The organism is Maribacter luteus, assembly GCF_009674825.1.
GTDB lineage: Bacteria > Bacteroidota > Bacteroidia > Flavobacteriales > Flavobacteriaceae > Maribacter_A > Maribacter_A luteus.
In genome coordinates, this window is record NZ_WKJH01000024.1 from 271,913 (window position 1) to 290,709 (window position 18,797).

Genomic DNA, 18,797 nt, shown 5'->3' on the forward strand with positions numbered 1-18,797 from the left:
GTTGATTAAGATTTTGTCCTTGGCCTTAGTTTACGATAAATCGTAAAGACGAACACCAAAATGGCGATGACCAAAATAGCCGCCAGGATCGGGGCAAAAATAGATGCGGCCGAAACCACCACCGCAGCCCCCGTTTCAACTGTTGAAACCAGTGGATTTGCCAAGCCTCCCGTAGTTGCTGTCGATGTTAATCGGGTCGAGGCTCCCGCCCCTTTTATTGCAGTTGCCGTACCTCCCCCAGCAATTATGGCCAATGACCATGTAACCACTGGATCGAGATTCGCTACCGTTGACACCATAACCGCTGTACCTGCAATAGCTGCCAAAGGTATGGCAATACTGTCCAATAAATTATCTACCCAAGGAATAAAATATCCGAAAATTTCAGCTAAAGTAGCCACCCCTAGGGTTATCAATGCAGCAACACTCCCTATCCATTGCCAATTATCGTTCAATTCCCAAACCCCAAAATATGAAGCCAGGCTAAGTGCGAAAAGGGGCAGGAAAACACGAAAACCCACTGACGCCGCTAGACCAACACCCAAAAATATACTGATTATCGTTTCCGAGTTCATTTTTTATACTTTGTACTAAATTAGGTTATTCCGAATCAAGAAAAAAATCGGACTTAAAGCCTATAAGATACAATTTTTCCTTTGCCCTAGTAACCGCCGTGTACAACCACCTAAGATATTCTTTATCGATACCATTGGGTAAGTAAGGCTGCTCAACAAATACGGTATTCCACTGGCCACCTTGTGATTTATGACAGGTTATGGCATATGAGAACTTGACCTGTAACGCATTGAAATACTTATTGTTCTTTACACCAAGGAACTTTTTATATTTTGAAGTTTCATGTTCGTAATCTTTCATTACCTCCTGGTATAAACGATTACCATCTTCGTAAGACAAGGAAGGGGTTACTGCCATAATGGTATCTAACAACAGGACCGTTTCAAAAGGTGGTTGATTCGGATAGTCGACCATTTGCACCTTCACCTCAGCAAATTTGAACCCGTACAATTCCTTTATCGCAAAAATCTCGAGCACCTCGATAATATCACCATTGGCTATAAATCCGGCTTCAGAGGTGGGTTTTAACCAAAAATAATTATTCTTGACCACCATCATAAAATCCCCTGTGGCGATATCATTTTCCAAATAAAGGATTCTTTGGCGTATATTTTCATTGTAGAGGTTGGCCCTTTTGTTCGACCTCACAATTATGGTAGTTTCTTCTTTTCCGTTCTCTGAATAAGATGAATCAATTGCCTCTAGTATTTCATGACCATCTATGAGTCTAACAATATCAGTGAAAGGATTCACATCAAACTGAAATCCTTCGAAAAATGTCCCGGCCAATTGCTCCCTGAGCAATGTGGCATTGACCAAAATACCGGAATCCTCTGATTGCCGAACCACCTCATCCAACTCGAGCTTTGTAACCTCTTTGTTATAATTGAGACCTAATTTGCCTTCATCCAAAGCCGGACTCAAATCGAGATGAACCGGAGGTAACTGGGCCGTATCCCCGATCAAAATCAACTTACAGTTGTGTCCGGAATAAACGAACATCATAAGATCGTCTAACAACGAGCCGTTTTCGAAAAGTTTGGAATCTGCAGGGGTATCCGGAATCATTGAGGCCTCATCAACGATAAATATGGTATTCCTATGCTTATTAGGCGCCAGAACAAATTGTACCCCACCTCCTGATTGCTTTTTGGGAAAATAGATTTTACGATGTATGGTGAACGCCTGTGTATTTGAGTAATTTGACATTACTTTAGCCGCTCTTCCCGTTGGCGCCATCAACACCGCCTTCATAGTCGTACGCCATAAATTACTAACCAAGGTACCAACAATCGTAGTTTTTCCAGTACCGGCATATCCCTTCAACAAGAACAATCGTTCTTTTTCATCAGAAAGCACATAATCCGACAATTGTTGCAATGCCACCGACTGCATAGGTGTAGGCTCATGTGGAAACTTTTCCTTAAGGATAGAAAAAAAAGAGGATGCAGTAAGGACCTTCATAGTTTTCAAAGATAATCATGATTATCGGCCCAAAAACCATTTACTATATTATTCTACTGAAATATCATATAAAATTGGACTAAAACACACACTATCCATTACGTTTCAAACGGTTATGATATGCACCTCATTTAATCATAGAACGACCGTCTTTATAGGCGAAGCGATAAATTTGATAAACCTTAATAATTACCGCAATAAAATATTAGGCAGTTTGTAAAAAAATTGTAGATTTGTGTTAACCACTAAATCAAAAAAATAACACGTAAGAAATGAAGACCATAATACAAATTGTACTTTGGATTGCTTGTATCGGATTAGCATACCTTATTTATAGCTCAGTAACCGGACCTATAGAATTCAAGAAAGTAAAACAAGAGCGTTTTGCCAAAGTCGTATCCAAATTAAAGGACATTCGTAATGCCCAGGAAGCCTATAAAACGGCTAATGGAAAATATGCAAATGATTTTAAAAGTCTGATAAGTTTCGTAGATACTGGTAAATATACAATTACCCAGCAAAGGGATTCTTCTTATATGGAGATGGACAAAACATATGGTATTGAACTTCTGAAAGAAATCAAAATCATTGACACCTTAGGATTTGTATCGGTGAAAGATTCATTGTTCAAAAATGACGATCGTTATAAAAGCTTAATGGATGTTCCTTACGCTCCAGGCGGGGAAAAATTTGAAATGAAATCAGCGATTATTGACAAAGGTGGCTATAAAGCTCCTGTATTTGAAGCCAAAGTCAAAAAGAGCGTAGTATTATTTGACCAACCTAAAGACTTATTGACTCGCGAAAATGCACAAATAAGTGTTGAAGAGGTAAATGGCGATGTTATTAAAGTTGGTTCTCTTGATCAGGTGAGTACTAGTGGTAACTGGCCTCCTATTTATGACAAAAAAGAAGATCTTTAAAACGGACGATATTCCATTGGAAAAATTTAACAAACTGTCCATTCAAGTTAGCTTGAATGGACTTTCTTTTTGTGTACTTGATACAATTTCCAACACCATTACCAATTCTGAACGACAGGTTTTCGATAAAATCCTAAACCCCTTTGAACTTCAAAATAACCTAAGAACATTACTGGAAAAACATCAAATACACAAAACCTCTTTTTCCGAAGTCATTGTTGTTCACAGTAACGGACTTTTCAGTTTTGTGCCAAAATCTTTATTTGATGAAAATGAACTGGCCAATTACTTGAAACTTAATGCCAAAATCCTGGCCAATGACCATTTGGCTTACGACGCCTTGGAGAATTATGATATGGTCAACGTTTACGTGCCTTTTGTAAACATCAATAATTATATTTTCGAACTTTTCGGAGAATTTGAATACAAACATAACGGCACTGTTTTGGTTGAGGCATTATTGAATAATTCCGGCGCCAATAAAGAGCCCATTTGCTATGTTCATGTTGACGGCCAACAAATGAGCATCACCGTAATATCACAAAAGAAATTACAACTCCACAATAGCTTTACCTTTACCTCCAAAGAGGATTTCATTTATTATTTGCTCTTTACCATGGAGCAATTGAACTTAGAGACCGAAACCACAAAGTTGAAACTATTCGGTTCTATAGAAGAAGACGATGAAATCTATAAACTTTGCTATTCCTATATTAAGGACATAACCATTTTTATCCCCTCCATTACATCTTATCCAATGGCCGATACTGATAAAAACAACATAGATTTCACCTTAATCAGCGCCCTGTAATGCGAATAATTTCCGGAAAACATAAAAGCAAAAGAATAACGGCCCCAAAAAAATTACCGGTTCGCCCTACTACCGATATGGCGAAAGAAGCCCTTTTCAACATCCTCAATAATTCATACTATTTTGAGGAAATAAGTTTCCTAGACCTATTTGCCGGTACCGGAAACATAAGTTTTGAATTTGCCTCTAGGGGAACGACTGATATTACGGCTATTGATGTCGATTTTGGGTGCATAAAATTCATTGACAAAATCTCAACGGAATTAAGTTTTGGTATCTCTGCCATTAAAAGTGATGTTTTTCAATTTTTGGAAAAAACAGTCATTAAGGCCGATATCATTTTTGCTGACCCACCTTACGATTTTCCTGTAGAGGAATTTGCCAAAATACCGGAATTGGTATTTAAAAACAACCTCCTTAATGATGATGGGGTACTGATCATTGAACACTCAAAACATACCGATCTTTCGCAGTTGGAACATTATTCCAAAAACAGAAGGTATGGGGGAAGTGTATTCAGCTTTTTTGAAAAATAGCCAACACTTTCCTTTAATATGATATTACATTTCATCTTATAGCCCCATAAAAGCATATATTAGGGTATTTCACCAAGCACTTGGGTAAAGTAAATACGGTGATCACCGTTGAATGTAAAAGAAATCAGGGATAATTCGACAACACATTTTCCTTTGGAAATGCTATTTTATTAAAAAAGCAGGTCATAAGCCGGATTCTGTTCATCCTGAAAAATTCAGAATGCCCTTATCATTTATCTGGACCTTTGGTTGCCCAAAGGCTCTAACCGCCTACCCTTCAGCTCGGACGTGCCGCCCTCGAACACTGATTTACATGACGTTTCACCGTATAGAGTTTACCTGGTTTCACTACAGCCTTACCTGTACATACTTTCTGCTGCACTTGTCCTCCCTGACAGTAACTATCAGGTGACGGGCGTTACCCGCTATACTGCACTATGGTGTCCGGACTTTCCTATCTGACGTTTAAAGCCAAATCGATAAGGAGACCTGCTAAGGTGCAAATTTACTTCAATTGTTGATAAAAAAGTGTTTAATCCATCTTAAATAAAGCGCTATAAACCCCGCTATTTTTATATTTGTAAAATAGCCTCGGCAAACAGAATACCTTAAAAACACAAACGATTTGGAGCCATTTATTGTATCAGCACGTAAATATAGACCACAGACATTCAAAGATGTCGTTGGCCAACAGGCGATAACCAATACATTGCTCAATGCCATTGAGAACAATCATTTGGCCCAAGCCCTATTATTCTGCGGACCAAGAGGGGTAGGAAAGACTACTTGCGCCCGTATTTTGGCCAAACAGATCAATCAAGATGGCACGGAACGGGAAGATGAGGATTTTGCTTTCAATATATTTGAGTTGGATGCTGCTTCGAACAATTCAGTCGACGATATCAGGAACTTGATCGATCAAGTCCGTATTCCTCCCCAAGTAGGGAAGTACAAAGTATATATTATAGATGAGGTACATATGCTATCGCAATCGGCCTTCAATGCCTTCTTAAAGACTTTGGAAGAGCCCCCAAAACATGCGATTTTCATTTTGGCCACTACGGAAAAACATAAAATCATCCCCACTATACTTTCTCGTTGCCAAATTTTTGATTTTAAACGCATTACGGTCAAAGATGCTGCTTCATACTTAAAATATATCGCTGAAAACCAAGGAATTGAAGCCGATGATGATGCCCTGCATATCATAGCACAAAAAGCCGATGGTGCAATGCGGGATGCCCTATCTATCTTTGATAGGGTCGTTAGCTTTTCGGGAACCAACCTAACCCGTAAAGCGGTTACCGAAAATTTGAACGTCTTGGATTATGATACGTATTTCTCGGCTACCGACCTAATTTTAAAACACGATATTCCCGGTTTATTACTCCTATTCAATAAAACCCTGTCTTTGGGTTTCGACGGCAACCATTTTATATCGGGACTCGCTTCCCACTTTAGGGATCTTATGGTTTGTAAACATGAACAGACCATTGAGTTATTGGAAGTAGGTGAGACCGCCAAAAAAAATTATTTGGAACAGTCCAGACTTACATCAAACGATTTTCTATTGCAAGCCTTGAATATTGCAAACGACTGTGACCTCAAATATAAAACCAGTAAAAACCAACGGCTCTTAGTAGAGCTTTCATTGATGAAATTGGCGTCCATTAACTTTGGAGCTGAAAAAAAAAATCCTGAATCAGTCGCATTAGCCAATACTACTATTGAATTTATTGCCCCTGCGGCGTTTTACAGGAACATCATTAAACCCCCTACCAAAGCCCCTGAAAAAGAAGAAGCCAGCAAAAGTGATGCATTCGACCCAAGCACAACTACTGGAATAGAGCAAAAAAGGACGGAAACACCCCCTACTACTACCAACACGGTAAACGAAGTGGTTGTGCAGGAAAATACCGTACAGCCTGCAGTCGAAGAACCCAAGGCAACCATTAAGCCAATATCAATAAAGGGCAATACGAAAAGGGTATCCGGACTTTCAATTTCAAGTTTAAAGGCAAAAAAACAACATGAGATAAATAAAATAGATGTTGTAATCGATGAAAATGACCTGCCCAAAGAGAATTTCAGCGAAGAAGACATGCAAAAACATTGGAATGATTTTGTGAAAAAAATCGACAATGATGGTAGAAAATTATTGGCATCCAGTTTAAGTACCGACATTCCTAAAATGGCCAATGCTACCACCATTTGGATCGAACTTCCCAATGACACCATGAAAAAAGAGGTGGAACGTGAAAAATTCGACCTAATGGAGTATTTACGTACCAACCTAAACAACCATTTCATTACCCTTAAAATTACGGTCAATGAACAAGTGGCCAAAAAATTCGCTTTTACCCCTGAAGAAAAATATGAGAAGCTTCGGGAAAAGAACCCGGCCATAGACATTCTACGCAAAACATTCGACCTAGACCTTTAGCCTATTCCGCACCCGAATACGAATAGAGATAACAAGCATTACTATTGCGATAATCAAAAGACCGAAAGCTTCCCTGCCTTCTTCAATATTTTTAATATCACCCTGACCAATTGTAAATCCTTCGAACTTAATGGGAAAATGATATAAGAAACCTAAAAAACCGAATATCGAAGCGGTCAAAGGAACTATAAACTTTATTTTATCAAACAAAAAACCAAGGGTTACCAAGGCGGCCACACCATATACCACAATCCATAAAATAGGATCGGGGTCATTATATTGCAATAATGCCGACCATAAGAACAGAAGTACAAAGAGCCATCCAAAAAACTTGAAAAAAGTATTCATTTTATAAATATAAGCACCTTATTTTGAATCGGATGTTGAACCTACTATTTTTGAAAGATCTTAAAACTTAAAATATGCTTGGCCTTAAACTACCCACAGACCCAAGATGGGTCAATATTGTAGAAAAGAACATTGATGAAATTCTAACCGACCATGCCTATTGTGAGCAAAAGGCGGCAAGTACTGCCATTTCTTTGATTGTTTCCTTCCCGGAATATACGGATCTTACCCAAGAAATGATCGCCTTATCCAGAGAGGAGATGGGCCACTTTAAAATGGTTCACGATCGCATCATCGCAAGAGGACAAACTTTAGGGCGTGACCGTAAAGACCTTTATGTAGTTGAATTGATGAAATTTTTTCCCAAAGGAGGCAGCAGAACCAATCAATTGGTGCATCGGTTACTTTATGCCGCCCTGATAGAAGCCAGAAGTTGTGAACGTTTTCGCTTGCTATCCGAAGAATTACAGGACAAGGAATTAGCTGAGTTTTACCATAAACTCATGGTCAGTGAAGCCGGTCATTACACCATGTTCTTGAAATTCGCCCGCAAATATGGCAATCTTGAAGAGGTAAATCAAAAATGGCAGGATCTTTTGGACTATGAGGCCAAGATCATGAAAAATTTAGGCAAGAACGAAACCGTGCACGGCTAACTAATTGGAATTATACATAATTAAGACGCCGAAAAATATAGGCTTTTAATGATTCCGTCTGACAAACCGATTTTAGGAACGAATATTTTTTTGGCACCGCTCCATTTGGTAGCCATTAAGAAAATTCGTGTGGCAGGAATTATAACATCTGCACGATCCGTATTCAGGCCCAACTCTGATATTCGATCCTCATAAGTAAGGCTGTTCAAAAAATTATATTGGGCATTTAACCAGACATAAGATAGGTGTTGGCCTTCCTTTCTACCCGACATCTTATGTAACTTATTTATATTACCACCGGAACCTATGATAGAAATGCGTTCTAGGTCAGCCGTATGTTGTTTTATCCAATCCTCCAATTTTTTCCAGGTGGCGTCCCCTACCATATTGTTCAATAGCCTTACCGTCCCCAATTTAAAGGATTTCGAAACTTTTATAACCCCCTCATTAAAAAGCGTGAATTCGGTGCTACCACCACCCACGTCTATATAAAGATAGGCCTGATCTTTCTGTATCAATTGCTTCAAATCTGTGGAAGCGATGATCTCGGCTTCTCGTTTACCATCGATTAAATCGATTTTAATACCTGCTTCACGCTGCACCTTTTCTATGATCTCCATACCATTATTTGCCTCACGCATAGCGGAAGTTGCGCAAGCCATATATTTTTCAACCCGGTTTACATCCATCAAAAGTCGAAAGGCCTTCATGGATTTTATGATACGCTCTTCATTATCTTCGGATATCTCCCCAACGGTAAAAGAATCTTCTCCTAAACGAACGGGTACACGTACCAACTCGCTTTTTGTAAATACGGTCTTTTTGCCTTTCTCCTCAATAACATTGTTTACCAGCAACCTAATAGCATTTGACCCTATGTCTATTGCAGCGAATTTTCTAACTTTCAAATTGTATGGATTTAAGAATTCAATTTGTTTTTATAATAATCATACAGAGCAAATTGGGAACGTACCTTGGGCTTGTGGTTCTTTTTATAAGCATTGTCCTGTTTGGCAGAAAAAAGACGGGCCTTTACATTATCGCTCCAGCAAATCTCAAACGTATCAATCAACTCCTGCTTAACATCCTCATCATAGATCCTACAACCCACTTCTACCCTATTGTCCAAATTTCGGGTCATCCAATCTGCTGAAGAAATATAAACCTTCGCATCATCATCATTACAAAAGATAAATGCCCTAGGGTGCTCCAAGAACTTGTCTACCACGCTTATGGCCTCTATATTCTCGCTCATACCCTCAACACCGGGAATAAGACAACAAATACCACGTATGATCAATTGGACTTTCACACCTGCATTACTCGCTTCATACAATTTATCGACCATTTTATAGGACGTTAAACTGTTCATCTTTATTTTGATATAAGCATTTTTACCAGCTCTGGCATTTTTTATTTCTTTATCGATCAAAGAAATGAAATAACTTTTGGTATAATGCGGGGATACCACCAAATGTTTGTATTTATTTATTTTATATGTTGTCGTAAAGAAATCGAACACCTTGTTCAGCTCTTTTAATATGGGTACATGGGCGGTGAAGAGTGTATAATCCGTATATATTCTAGCAGTAGATTCGTTGAAATTACCGGTACTGATAAAACCGTACCGTTTTATTTTCTCGCCCTCTTCCCGCTCAATAACACATATTTTACTGTGTACCTTTAAACCTGGAACACCGAAAATGAGTTTTACTCCCTCAGCCTGTAATTGTTCAGCGTATTCTATATTCGCCTGTTCATCAAAACGGGCCCTCAATTCTATTTGCATCGTAACCTGTTTCCCATTTTTTACGGCATTGACCAACGATGCGGCTACTTGCGAATTTGCTGCAAGTCGGTACACCGTAATTTTTATACTTCGTACCTTGGGATCTAAAGCGGCCTCCCTTAAAAATTTAATAACATAGGAAAATGTGTGGTACGGTGTGTATTGTAGATAATCTTTTTCAGCGATTTTCTCCAAAATACTCCCTTCCAAACTTAGCCCCTTTATCGGTAAAGGCTCTATGGTATCATACATTAAATCGTTTCTACCCAGACTTGGGAACCCCATATAGTCCCTGCGGTTATGATATCGACCACCAGGAATTACACTATCGGTTTCCTCTACATTCATTTTTTCTTTGAGAAATTGAAGGGTATCTTGGGCAATGTGCTTGTCGTATACAAAACGTACGGGGTCACTTATTTTTCTTCCTTCGACACTTTTGGACAGTTTCTCAATAAAACTTTTACTCAGATCGCTATCTATATCTAACTCGGCATCACGGGTGATCTTGATCATATGTGCCGTTATGGACTCATAGGAGAACATGGTAAAGATGTTACGCAGACAATAACGAATCATATCATCTAACATGATGATATAATCCTTGCCATCGATTTTGGGCAATACAATAAACCTATCTATGCCTTTAGGTATCTCAATAAGTGCATATTTTACGTTTTTTTTGCCCTTGGGAGCCCCTTCCTCAGGAATCAATACCATTTTTACCGCAAGATATGCTGCCGTGTCCTTTAAAGTAGGAAACTCCGTGAGGTCATTAAGAATAATGGTCATTAAGACCGGACTTACCTTTTTAGTGAAATATGATTTGATGAATTCTTCATGATCTTCACTTATTTTCGTCTCATCGATCAAGAAGATATTATGCGTATTGAGTTCTTTGGTTATCTGTCTTAAAATAGAAAGGCTTTTCGCCTGTTGCTTTATTACGATGCTGGTAATCTCTGCCAATAAATCCTTTGCCGTTTCCCCACCCAATTCACTTTTACCGGTTTTACCAGCATGCACAATACGTTTTACGGTCGCATAGCGCACTTTGAAAAATTCATCAAGATTATTCGAAAAAATACCCAAAAAACGAAGTCGCTCGATCAATGGCACGTTTTTATCGGCACTTTCCTGTAGCACCCTTTCATTAAAACTTAACCAACTAATCTCTCTATTTATATATTGATTTTTTGCTTTCACCATTATTTTAAGGATTTAGGAAAAATTGTATACGATGTTGAGCCCTTTCCTATGGCACTCCAATCGTTGGTATTAAAATTCAGGTGAACCAATCCACTGGTCGGTACATTGTCTATATATTCACTGCCCAAACTATTCGCAATATGGGTAAAGGCGTGGTTGTGCCCAAAAATCATTACGGTTTCAAGGCCATTATCCAACTCCTTTACAAATTGTAGAACATCATCACCGGAGAAGTCATAGAGCGCATTTGTAATTTGAAAATCAGCATACGCAAAATCCATACTTCTCAAAAAAATCATACAAGTATGCAATGCCCTGTTGGCCGGACTTGAAAAAACGGCATCGGGCCGTATTTTCTTTTTCTTAAAGGCCCCAACCACCAAATGACCATCATTGATTCCTCTTTGCAACAGCGGCCTGTCCTTATCATTAACGGAATATTCCCATGAGGATTTACCATGTCGCACCAGAATAAGTTCCTTCATTTTACCTCTTCGATTTAATTCAAACTAATAAAATTAATCAATCGACCAAAGTATACCGAAAAAAGTTGATGCAATCTTTGAACTAGGGGGCCAATCGTTCTATTTTCCAATCAAAATCTTCCTGTAAACTAAATCGGATCCTATCGTGTAAACGATTTGGACGCCCTTGCCAAAATTCCATTGAAACGGGCCTCACCAAATAACCACCCCAATAATGGGGACGTGGAATTTCTTTGCCCTTATATTGATCTTCCAACGATTTTAGACCGTTTTCCAATACAGACCTTGATGGGATGACCTCACTTTGATTGGAGACTATGGCCCCCAACTTGCTGCCATCTGGCCGGGATTCGAAATAACCATCGGACAGGTTTTCCGAGATTTTTTCAGCAGTACCCTTAATAATTACCTGACGCTCCATCGAATGCCAAAAAAATGAAAGGCATACCTTCGGATTTGCAGCAATGGCCTTTCCTTTTTCACTCTCATAATTGGTATAAAAAATGAAACCCTCATAGGTGTACCTTTTCAATAGGACCACACGGTTCTTGGGGAAACCATCCAAACCTATGGTAGAAACATTCATTGAATTGGCCTCGTCAACGGTATTCGATGCTTCTACTTCATAAAACCATTTCTGAAACAACTCCATTGGGTTGTCTGAAATGGCATCTTCCATGAGTGCGCTTTTTTCGTAGGATTTCCTATAATTGCTTAAATCTTTTTCCATTGTATCGTAATCTTGAACAAGATATACAAAGTTCACCAAAAGAACGGAAAACAGGAAGGCTTCCTCCGTTTTTATTGAAGACTTTTCTTATTACGGCAACAAAAAGAAATTAAGGACAATTGTGGTTTAAGGGTTTTGCCTTATATAACTGATTTCGGCAGCAACGGGTGCATCCGCAGGATAAGATATGTAATACAAGGTCAACTTTTCATCAACGATTTTGAACCTACTGCCATATGCTTCAACATTCAAGTCAATAGTTTCAGGGTTTGGTTGGAAAACTTTATCCCAAGAGGTGTTGATCATTGCTTTTATAAAGACACTATCCCCTTCTACCCTATATGTGCCTGTATTCTCCGAAGAGCCTATTATTTCCTCAGGATCATCATCTTCAAATCCATAAAAATCGATGGTATAGGAATATGAATAATCACTAAGAAACCGATATGTAGCCACCATATCAAAATATCGATAATCCCCTTCAGAGCCACCACTGGGAATTACATCGGTCCTACTCCAAGAACCCAATAAGACTGCCCCATATTCATCGACCGGTACTGAATCATCCGTTTCACAGGAGTAAAAAAGAAATGAGATGAAAAAAATCAAAATAAGCTTTATTCGCATTACAGGTTTTCTAAAAAGATACCTTTTTGAATAATGGTTGCGTGGTAATGTTCAGTTACAACTCGAACACTTTACCATCTTCTCCCAACTCCACATTGGGAAAAATCTCCATCGCTTCATCCTTAAACATTTCAATGGATTTATAACGGGTAGAATAGTGACCTAAAATCAATGTACCTACTTCTGCTTTTAAGGCTATTGTAGCCGCTTCTTTTGCAGTGGCATGCTTGGTTTTGGTTGTCAAATGCGCTTCAGAATCCAAAAATGTTGACTCATGATATAAGGTATGTACCTTTTGTATTTGCCCTATGATTTGCGGTAAATAACTCGTATCGCTGCAAAAGGCATAGCTTTTGGGTGTTGCGGGATCAAAGGTCAGAACCTCATTTTGGATCAATTCGCCATTATCCAAAGTAATATTCTTGCCATTCTTGATATTTTGATAATAGCACTTGTCTATCTTATATTTCGCTACAGCTTCGATATTCAATTTTCGTTCCCCTAATTTCTCCCTAAAAAGATAACCATTGGTATACACCCGATGGTTCAAGGGTATCGTTTCTACTGTAATTTTTTCGTCCTCAAAGACAAGTTCAGGTTCTTTCGACGTTAATTCATGAAAGAGAAGTGGATAATTGGTCCATGAATCACCTAATTTAAGCATTAGGGTAATCACCTCCTTTATCCCTTTCGGTCCGTAAATATGTAACTCCTTATCGCGACCTAAAAGCCGGAAAGTTGAAATTAGTCCAGGTAAACCAAAAAAGTGATCACCGTGAAGGTGCGAAATAAAAATATGGTTGATCCTGGAAAACTTGACCTTATGTTTTCGCAGTTGCACTTGCGTACCTTCACCACAATCTATCAATATCATATGGTTCTTTATTTCCAACACCTGTGCGGTCGGGTTGGTCAAAGTACGTGGTGTAGCTGCATAGCAACCAAGAATATGTAATTTCATAAAAATTTAAAAAATGAAAGTTAAAGGTTTAAAAAGGAACTATTACCAATTATTACCTAATAATAGTTAAAGCTCCAAATCGCGCTCTATTTCCTCCATTTCAATGATGTCTTTTGCTTCTTGTATGGTCGGCACCACACATAACTCCTCTGGAACTTCGTCAAAAGAAACCTTTTCGGTAGCCAATACAAAAGATTTTCCCGACTCCCTATGTAAGTTGGAAATAGGTAAAAATTCCAAAATATCACTTGAGGTAAGTTTTGAGAAAGAAAACAGGTTAAGGATTATATTGTCGTTCTTAAGCTTTGGATATCCTTTTTCAAGATTTTTTAAAAACTCCTTAATGGAAATATTTTCTTGGAATACGATGGTAGTGGTACCGTCCTTATCAAAAATCATATGCTTTTATTTTATTTTGGAAGCCAAGAGATAAATAACTGCCATGCGTATGGCAACGCCATTTTCAACCTGGTTCAAGATAATAGATTGTTTTGAATCCGCAACATCACTTGTAATTTCGACCCCTCTATTTATCGGACCTGGGTGCATGATTACGATTTCTTTGTCCAATGAATCCAAAAAAGCTTTATTTACCCCAAATTGTTGGGTGTACTCCCTTGTTGTCGGGAAATAACTAATATCCAATCGTTCATTTTGTATTCGGAGCATATTCGCAACATCGCACCAGTTCAAGGCTTTCCTCAAATCGGTCTCAACCTCTACCCCCAATGATTCTATATGTTTGGGCATCAATGTCTTAGGTCCGCAGACTTTTACCTGTGCCCCCTGTAATTTTAAAGCGAAAATATTGGATAGGGCAACTCTGGAATGGAGTATATCACCTACGATCACAACTTTCTTACCGGCTACATCACCGAATTTCTCTCGGATTGAAAATGAATCCAGCAATGCCTGGGTAGGATGCTCATGTGCGCCATCACCGGCATTTACTATGGCCGCTTTCACATGTTTGGAAAGGAATATGCCTGCTCCTGGATTGGGGTGTCTCATGACCACCATATCCACTTTCATCGATAATATATTGTTCACCGTATCGATCAAGGTTTCCCCTTTCTTTACGGAAGACTGGCCCGCAGAGAAATTAATGACATCAGCAGAAAGTCGCTTTTCTGCCAACTCGAACGATAATTTTGTTCTTGTACTATTTTCAAAGAATATATTGGCTATAGTGATATCACGTAAAGAAGGTACCTTTTTTATAGAACGGTTAATGACTTCCTTAAAATGATCGGCGGTTTCAAAAATGAGCTGAATATCTTTCTCGTTGATATATTTAATACCCAGTAAGTGATTTACACTCAGTTCGCTCATTGTTTATTTATTTATCAGATATATTTGATCTTTACCGTCATTCTCCTCCCACATTACAACAACCTTTTCATTATTAATAGCATCTACTTGGCGCCCCCTATAAGTTGGTTGTATGGGTAAATGCCTACTGAAACGGCGATCTATCAGGGTCAACAGTTCTATTTCCGAAGGTCTTCCAAAAGATTGTATGGCGGTCAAAGCAGCTCGTATACTTCTTCCTGTATAAAGAACATCGTCGATTAATACCACTTTTTTATCCTCCACCAAAAAGTCGATTTTGGTCTGATTGGCCTCAAGTGGTTTATCTCCGCGCCTAAAGTCATCACGATAGAAAGTAATGTCCAAAAAGCCAACGTCTATCTTCTTAACCTTATATTCTTCCTTAAGTATCTTTGTAAGTCTTTCCGCTACGAACGTTCCCCGTGGCTGAATACCGATCAATACGGTTTCTGAAAAATCGAGATGATTTTCCAACAATTGACAAGCCAATCTATGTAAGATGATATTAATTTCTTTTGAAGAGAGTAGTACTTTTTGACTCATAGTAGGCCAGCAACACTTTTGTTAGACAAAAATAGGGAATTCTTGTAAATATTCGTTTATCAAAAGACAAACAAAAAAGCCCTGACAAATTTGTCAGGGCTTTTAATTTCCCGATTACACAGGAAGTTCTATTAAACAGGAGCTTATTACTTTTTAGAATTAGCTTCCATTTTATCTTTCAACGCTTGTAATGCTTCGTTAGCATCCCCTAAAGTAGGTTTAGCCTCATCAGCACTGGCGGCTTGTCTTTTGACCGCTGCCTTGACATTACGTTGTTCTTCTTCTCTAAAGATCGCGGTATGACTTGCAACAACTCGCTTAAAGTCTTTATTGAATTCAATGATCTTGAATTCAGCTTCTTCGCCTTTACCAACTTTCTTACCATCTTCTTTTTCCAAGTGACGTTGTGGAACAAATGCCGTGATATCCTCGTTAAAGTCTATCGTTGCACCTTTATCAACGATATCTGTAATGGCCGCTTTATGAACGGTACCAACTGCAAATTCGCTTTCGTATTTGTCCCATGGGTTCTCGGTAGTCTGTTTGTGACCTAAACTTAGTTTACGTCCTTCAACATCCAATTCCAATACTTCCACTTCCAATGTATCACCAACAGTTACAAATTCTGATGGGTGTTTGATTTTCTTGGTCCAAGAAAGATCAGAGATATAGATCAAACCGTCGATACCTTCTTCCAATTCCAAGAATACTCCGAAATTGGTAAAGTTTCTAACGATTCCTTTATGTCTAGATCCAACAGGGTATTTTGTAGTAATATCAGTCCATGGATCTGGTGTCAATTGCTTAATACCAAGTGACATTTTACGATCTTCACGATCCAAGGTCAATACTACAGCTTCAACCTCATCACCAACTTTTACGAAGTCTTGGGCTGAACGTAAGTGGGTAGACCATGACATTTCAGAAACGTGGATCAATCCTTCTACACCTTCAACAACCTCGATAAATGCACCGTAATCAGCTATAACTACAACTTTACCTTTTACTTTGTCACCTATTTTAATGTCTTCGCTCAAGGCATCCCAAGGATGTTTCTCCAATTGCTTAAGACCCAATTGGATTCTTGATTTGTTTTCATCAAAATCCAAGATAACAACATTCAATTTCTGATCTAGTTCAACAACCTCGTTCGGGTGGTTGATCCTACTCCATGAAAGGTCGGTAATATGTACAAGTCCATCAACACCTCCAAGGTCGATAAAGACACCGTAAGAAGTAATGTTCTTAACAACACCTTCAAGTACTTGACCTTTTTCAAGTTGACTGATGATTTCTTTTTTCTGTTCTTCAATATCAGCCTCGATAAGAGCTTTATGTGAAACAACAACGTTCTTGAATTCATGGTTGATCTTAACAACTTTGAATTCCATTGTTTTATTTACATACTGATCGTAATCCCTGATTGGCTTAACATCGATTTGAGAACCTGGTAAGAAAGCTTCGATTCCGAATACATCGACGATCATACCTCCTTTAGTTCTACATTTTACGAAACCACTAACGATTTCTTCCTTATCGTGAGCCGCATTGACCCTATCCCAGGCCATAATGGTTCTGGCCTTTCTGTGCGAAAGTACCAATTGACCACTTTTATCTTCACGGATATCGATCAATACCTCTACCTTATCCCCTACTTTCAAGTCTGGGTTATAACGAAATTCGTTCAAGGAGATAACGCCTTCTGATTTAGCGTTGATATCGATAATAGCTTCCCTATCGGTCAAGTACACTACGGTACCTTCAACAACCTCTTCATCTGCTGTATCGACAAAATTTTCGGCAACCAATGTTTCAAACTCTTGAAGTTTAGAGTCTTCTACACGTTCAATGCCTTGTTCGTACTTTTCCCAATCAAAGTTTTCTAAAAACTCTTTAGGGTCCTGTACAGGTGTTTCCACCTTTGTTTCTTGAGTAGCTTCAGTAGTTTCTTCTACTGGATTTGTTGCTTTTTCTTCAGCCATTTGCTGATTTAAATTTGTATTCCGTAGTGCCACAAGAGTTAAACAATTACTACAGAAGATGTTATATGAATTTTTGTTTTCTACCTCTTTCCTCTCGATTCTTTGTAAAAAAGGTGTGCAAAACTACGATTTTATTATGTATTAACAAACAATCAGAGCCCTTGGATTAGTGAAAATGGAGTATTTCATCCATTTTTTTCTAAAATATGGCATTAATTCTTATATTGTCCCTATAAATATTAACCGTAATTAAATTACAACTATGAGCGTTAAAGCAAAATATCAGCCAGTTTTAGATCTTGGCGAAGAATTATCCATCAAGGACGGAAACGTTACTGAAGAGAATGGCGTATTGAAAATTAAGGGCACGGCCAATACTCAATATGAAAAAAACCTTCTTTGGGATAAGATAAAGGAAATAGGAGGACAATCACCTTCTGATTTAAAAGCCAATATCACTGTTGCCGATGAATCCGTATTTCACAGACACACGGTCAAAAGTGGTGAATCTTTAAGTAAGATCGCAAAGCAATATTATGGCGACCCAATGAAATACAAACAAATATTCGAAGCAAACACCGGTATCTTAAAAAATCCGGATGTAATTCATCCTGATCAAGTATTGGTTATTCCAAACTTATAAGGCTAAGGTAACATATATTAAAAAAGACGTTCTAATGAACGTCTTTTTTTTGTTTGTTGATTACGCGATTCGCAAAATCCAAAACCCTAGAGAATTGGTCTTCTAACCCCATGTCACTATTATCGAACTCAATGGCATCATCCGCTTTTTTCAAGGGTGATATTTCCCGATGGGAATCAATATAATCCCTATGTTCCACATTCTTCAGGACCTCGCTGTACTTTACTTCCTCTCCCTTATCCAATAACTCCTTGTACCTTCGCGTGGCTCTTTTTTCAGGGGAAGCCGTCATAAAGATCTTTAGTTCGGCATCAGGAAAAACAACCGTACCGATATCCCTACCATCCATAACTATGCCTTTCTCCAATCCCATTCTTTGTTGTATGGCCACCAATTTTTCACGCACCTCCTCAACAGTCGCTACCTGGCTTACCAATCTTGAGACTTCCATAGTCCTGATTTCACGCTCAACATTCTCATCATTCAAGAACAATTCGGCAAAACCTAGGGTTTCATTATAAACAAAACGCAGGTCAATATTGTCCAAGGCAGCAATCAAGCCCTCCAAATCATTGGAAGTTTCACTAATAAAACCATTACGCATGGCATAAAGCGTTACACCCCTATACATGGCACCTGTGTCCACATAAATATAATTTAGGGCCTTAGCCAATTGCTTTGCAATAGTACTTTTACCCGTTGATGAATATCCATCGATCGCAATGGTGATTTTTTCCAT

The 18,797-nt window shown here is 38.5% G+C and carries 20 protein-coding genes and 1 other RNA gene; 6 read left to right on the plus strand and 15 right to left on the minus strand.

All coding sequences use genetic code 11. The features are described from left to right. Positions 1–5: 5 nt before the first annotated feature. Complete coding sequence (locus GJ691_RS14970) at positions 6–575, minus strand: DUF4126 domain-containing protein (RefSeq protein ID WP_154368282.1); 570 nt, start codon at positions 573–575, stop codon at positions 6–8. Between the two features lie 25 nt (positions 576–600). Continuing rightward, positions 601–2,040 carry an ATP-dependent DNA helicase gene (locus GJ691_RS14975; RefSeq protein ID WP_154368284.1) on the minus strand — a complete coding sequence of 480 codons (1,440 nt, stop codon included), beginning with the start codon at positions 2,038–2,040 and terminating at the stop codon, positions 601–603. A 272-nt stretch (positions 2,041–2,312) separates the two neighbouring features. On the opposite strand from GJ691_RS14975, the gene GJ691_RS14980 reads away from it, so the two are divergent. The 3 genes from GJ691_RS14980 to GJ691_RS14990 are packed head-to-tail and all read left to right on the plus strand — an operon-like array spanning position 2,313 to position 4,310. After that, positions 2,313–2,963, plus strand: a complete 651-nt coding sequence (locus GJ691_RS14980; protein ID WP_154368286.1) for a hypothetical protein — start codon at positions 2,313–2,315, stop codon at positions 2,961–2,963. Then, positions 2,941–3,774 carry a DUF3822 family protein gene (locus GJ691_RS14985; protein ID WP_154368287.1) on the plus strand — a complete coding sequence of 278 codons (834 nt, stop codon included), beginning with the start codon at positions 2,941–2,943 and terminating at the stop codon, positions 3,772–3,774. Before GJ691_RS14980 ends, GJ691_RS14985 begins: the two co-directional genes overlap by 23 nt. After that, complete coding sequence (locus GJ691_RS14990) at positions 3,774–4,310, plus strand: RsmD family RNA methyltransferase (protein WP_154368288.1); 537 nt, start codon at positions 3,774–3,776, stop codon at positions 4,308–4,310. Before GJ691_RS14985 ends, GJ691_RS14990 begins: the two co-directional genes overlap by 1 nt. Positions 4,311–4,481: 171 nt before the next feature. On the opposite strand, the gene rnpB is transcribed toward GJ691_RS14990, so the two are convergent. Next, positions 4,482–4,806: RNase P RNA component class A (gene rnpB, locus GJ691_RS14995), an RNA gene on the minus strand. Between the two features lie 129 nt (positions 4,807–4,935). Here rnpB and GJ691_RS15000 point away from each other — a divergent pair. After that, the gene (locus tag GJ691_RS15000; protein WP_154368289.1) at positions 4,936–6,753 is read left to right on the plus strand and encodes a DNA polymerase III subunit gamma/tau; all 1,818 of its coding nucleotides are present in this window, start codon (positions 4,936–4,938) and stop codon (positions 6,751–6,753) included. Here GJ691_RS15000 and GJ691_RS15005 read toward each other — a convergent pair. Beyond that, positions 6,742–7,101, minus strand: coding sequence for a transmembrane 220 family protein (locus GJ691_RS15005; RefSeq protein WP_154368290.1), 360 nt, complete (start codon positions 7,099–7,101; stop codon positions 6,742–6,744). The two genes, GJ691_RS15000 and GJ691_RS15005, sit on opposite strands and share 12 nt — an antisense overlap. 74 nt (positions 7,102–7,175) lie before the next feature. Between GJ691_RS15005 and GJ691_RS15010 the strand changes: the two genes are divergently transcribed. Continuing rightward, positions 7,176–7,757, plus strand: a complete 582-nt coding sequence (locus GJ691_RS15010) for a MiaE family protein (protein WP_154368291.1) — start codon at positions 7,176–7,178, stop codon at positions 7,755–7,757. A gap of 20 nt (positions 7,758–7,777) precedes the next feature. Here the strand turns inward: GJ691_RS15010 and GJ691_RS15015 are convergent, their stop codons facing one another. From GJ691_RS15015 to rpsA, 10 genes are all read right to left on the minus strand, one after another. Beyond that, positions 7,778–8,665, minus strand: a complete 888-nt coding sequence (locus GJ691_RS15015; protein WP_154368292.1) for a Ppx/GppA phosphatase family protein — start codon at positions 8,663–8,665, stop codon at positions 7,778–7,780. A gap of 11 nt (positions 8,666–8,676) precedes the next feature. Next, positions 8,677–10,755, minus strand: a complete 2,079-nt coding sequence (gene ppk1, locus GJ691_RS15020) for a polyphosphate kinase 1 (RefSeq protein ID WP_154368300.1) — start codon at positions 10,753–10,755, stop codon at positions 8,677–8,679. After that, on the minus strand, positions 10,755–11,240 hold the full coding sequence (locus GJ691_RS15025; protein WP_154368302.1) for a SixA phosphatase family protein: 486 nt from the start codon (positions 11,238–11,240) through the stop codon (positions 10,755–10,757). Before GJ691_RS15025 ends, ppk1 begins: the two co-directional genes overlap by 1 nt. Positions 11,241–11,322: 82 nt before the next feature. Continuing rightward, complete coding sequence (gene pdxH / locus GJ691_RS15030; protein ID WP_154368304.1) at positions 11,323–11,970, minus strand: pyridoxamine 5'-phosphate oxidase; 648 nt, start codon at positions 11,968–11,970, stop codon at positions 11,323–11,325. A 126-nt stretch (positions 11,971–12,096) separates the two neighbouring features. Beyond that, complete coding sequence (locus tag GJ691_RS15035) at positions 12,097–12,597, minus strand: hypothetical protein (protein ID WP_154368306.1); 501 nt, start codon at positions 12,595–12,597, stop codon at positions 12,097–12,099. Between the two features lie 55 nt (positions 12,598–12,652). Continuing rightward, the gene (locus GJ691_RS15040; protein ID WP_154368308.1) at positions 12,653–13,558 is read right to left on the minus strand and encodes a ribonuclease Z; all 906 of its coding nucleotides are present in this window, start codon (positions 13,556–13,558) and stop codon (positions 12,653–12,655) included. A gap of 66 nt (positions 13,559–13,624) precedes the next feature. After that, positions 13,625–13,957 (minus strand): ribonuclease Z, encoded by a 333-nt coding sequence (locus tag GJ691_RS15045; RefSeq protein WP_154368310.1) that lies wholly within the window; start codon positions 13,955–13,957, stop codon positions 13,625–13,627. 6 nt (positions 13,958–13,963) lie between these two features. Beyond that, on the minus strand, positions 13,964–14,890 hold the full coding sequence (locus tag GJ691_RS15050) for an aspartate carbamoyltransferase catalytic subunit (RefSeq protein WP_154368311.1): 927 nt from the start codon (positions 14,888–14,890) through the stop codon (positions 13,964–13,966). A 3-nt stretch (positions 14,891–14,893) separates the two neighbouring features. Further along, the gene (gene pyrR / locus GJ691_RS15055) at positions 14,894–15,433 is read right to left on the minus strand and encodes a bifunctional pyr operon transcriptional regulator/uracil phosphoribosyltransferase PyrR (protein WP_154368313.1); all 540 of its coding nucleotides are present in this window, start codon (positions 15,431–15,433) and stop codon (positions 14,894–14,896) included. Positions 15,434–15,579: 146 nt separating this feature from the next. Beyond that, entirely contained in the window at positions 15,580–17,415 is a 1,836-nt protein-coding gene (gene rpsA, locus GJ691_RS15060; RefSeq protein ID WP_154368315.1) for a 30S ribosomal protein S1, read from the minus strand. Between the two features lie 262 nt (positions 17,416–17,677). Here rpsA and GJ691_RS15065 point away from each other — a divergent pair, with 262 nt between their 5' ends. After that, positions 17,678–18,058: a LysM peptidoglycan-binding domain-containing protein gene (locus GJ691_RS15065; RefSeq protein WP_154368317.1), complete on the plus strand. Its 381-nt coding sequence runs from the start codon at positions 17,678–17,680 to the stop codon at positions 18,056–18,058. Positions 18,059–18,089: 31 nt separating this feature from the next. On the opposite strand, the gene cmk is transcribed toward GJ691_RS15065, so the two are convergent. Beyond that, entirely contained in the window at positions 18,090–18,797 is a 708-nt protein-coding gene (cmk, locus tag GJ691_RS15070) for a (d)CMP kinase (protein WP_154368320.1), read from the minus strand.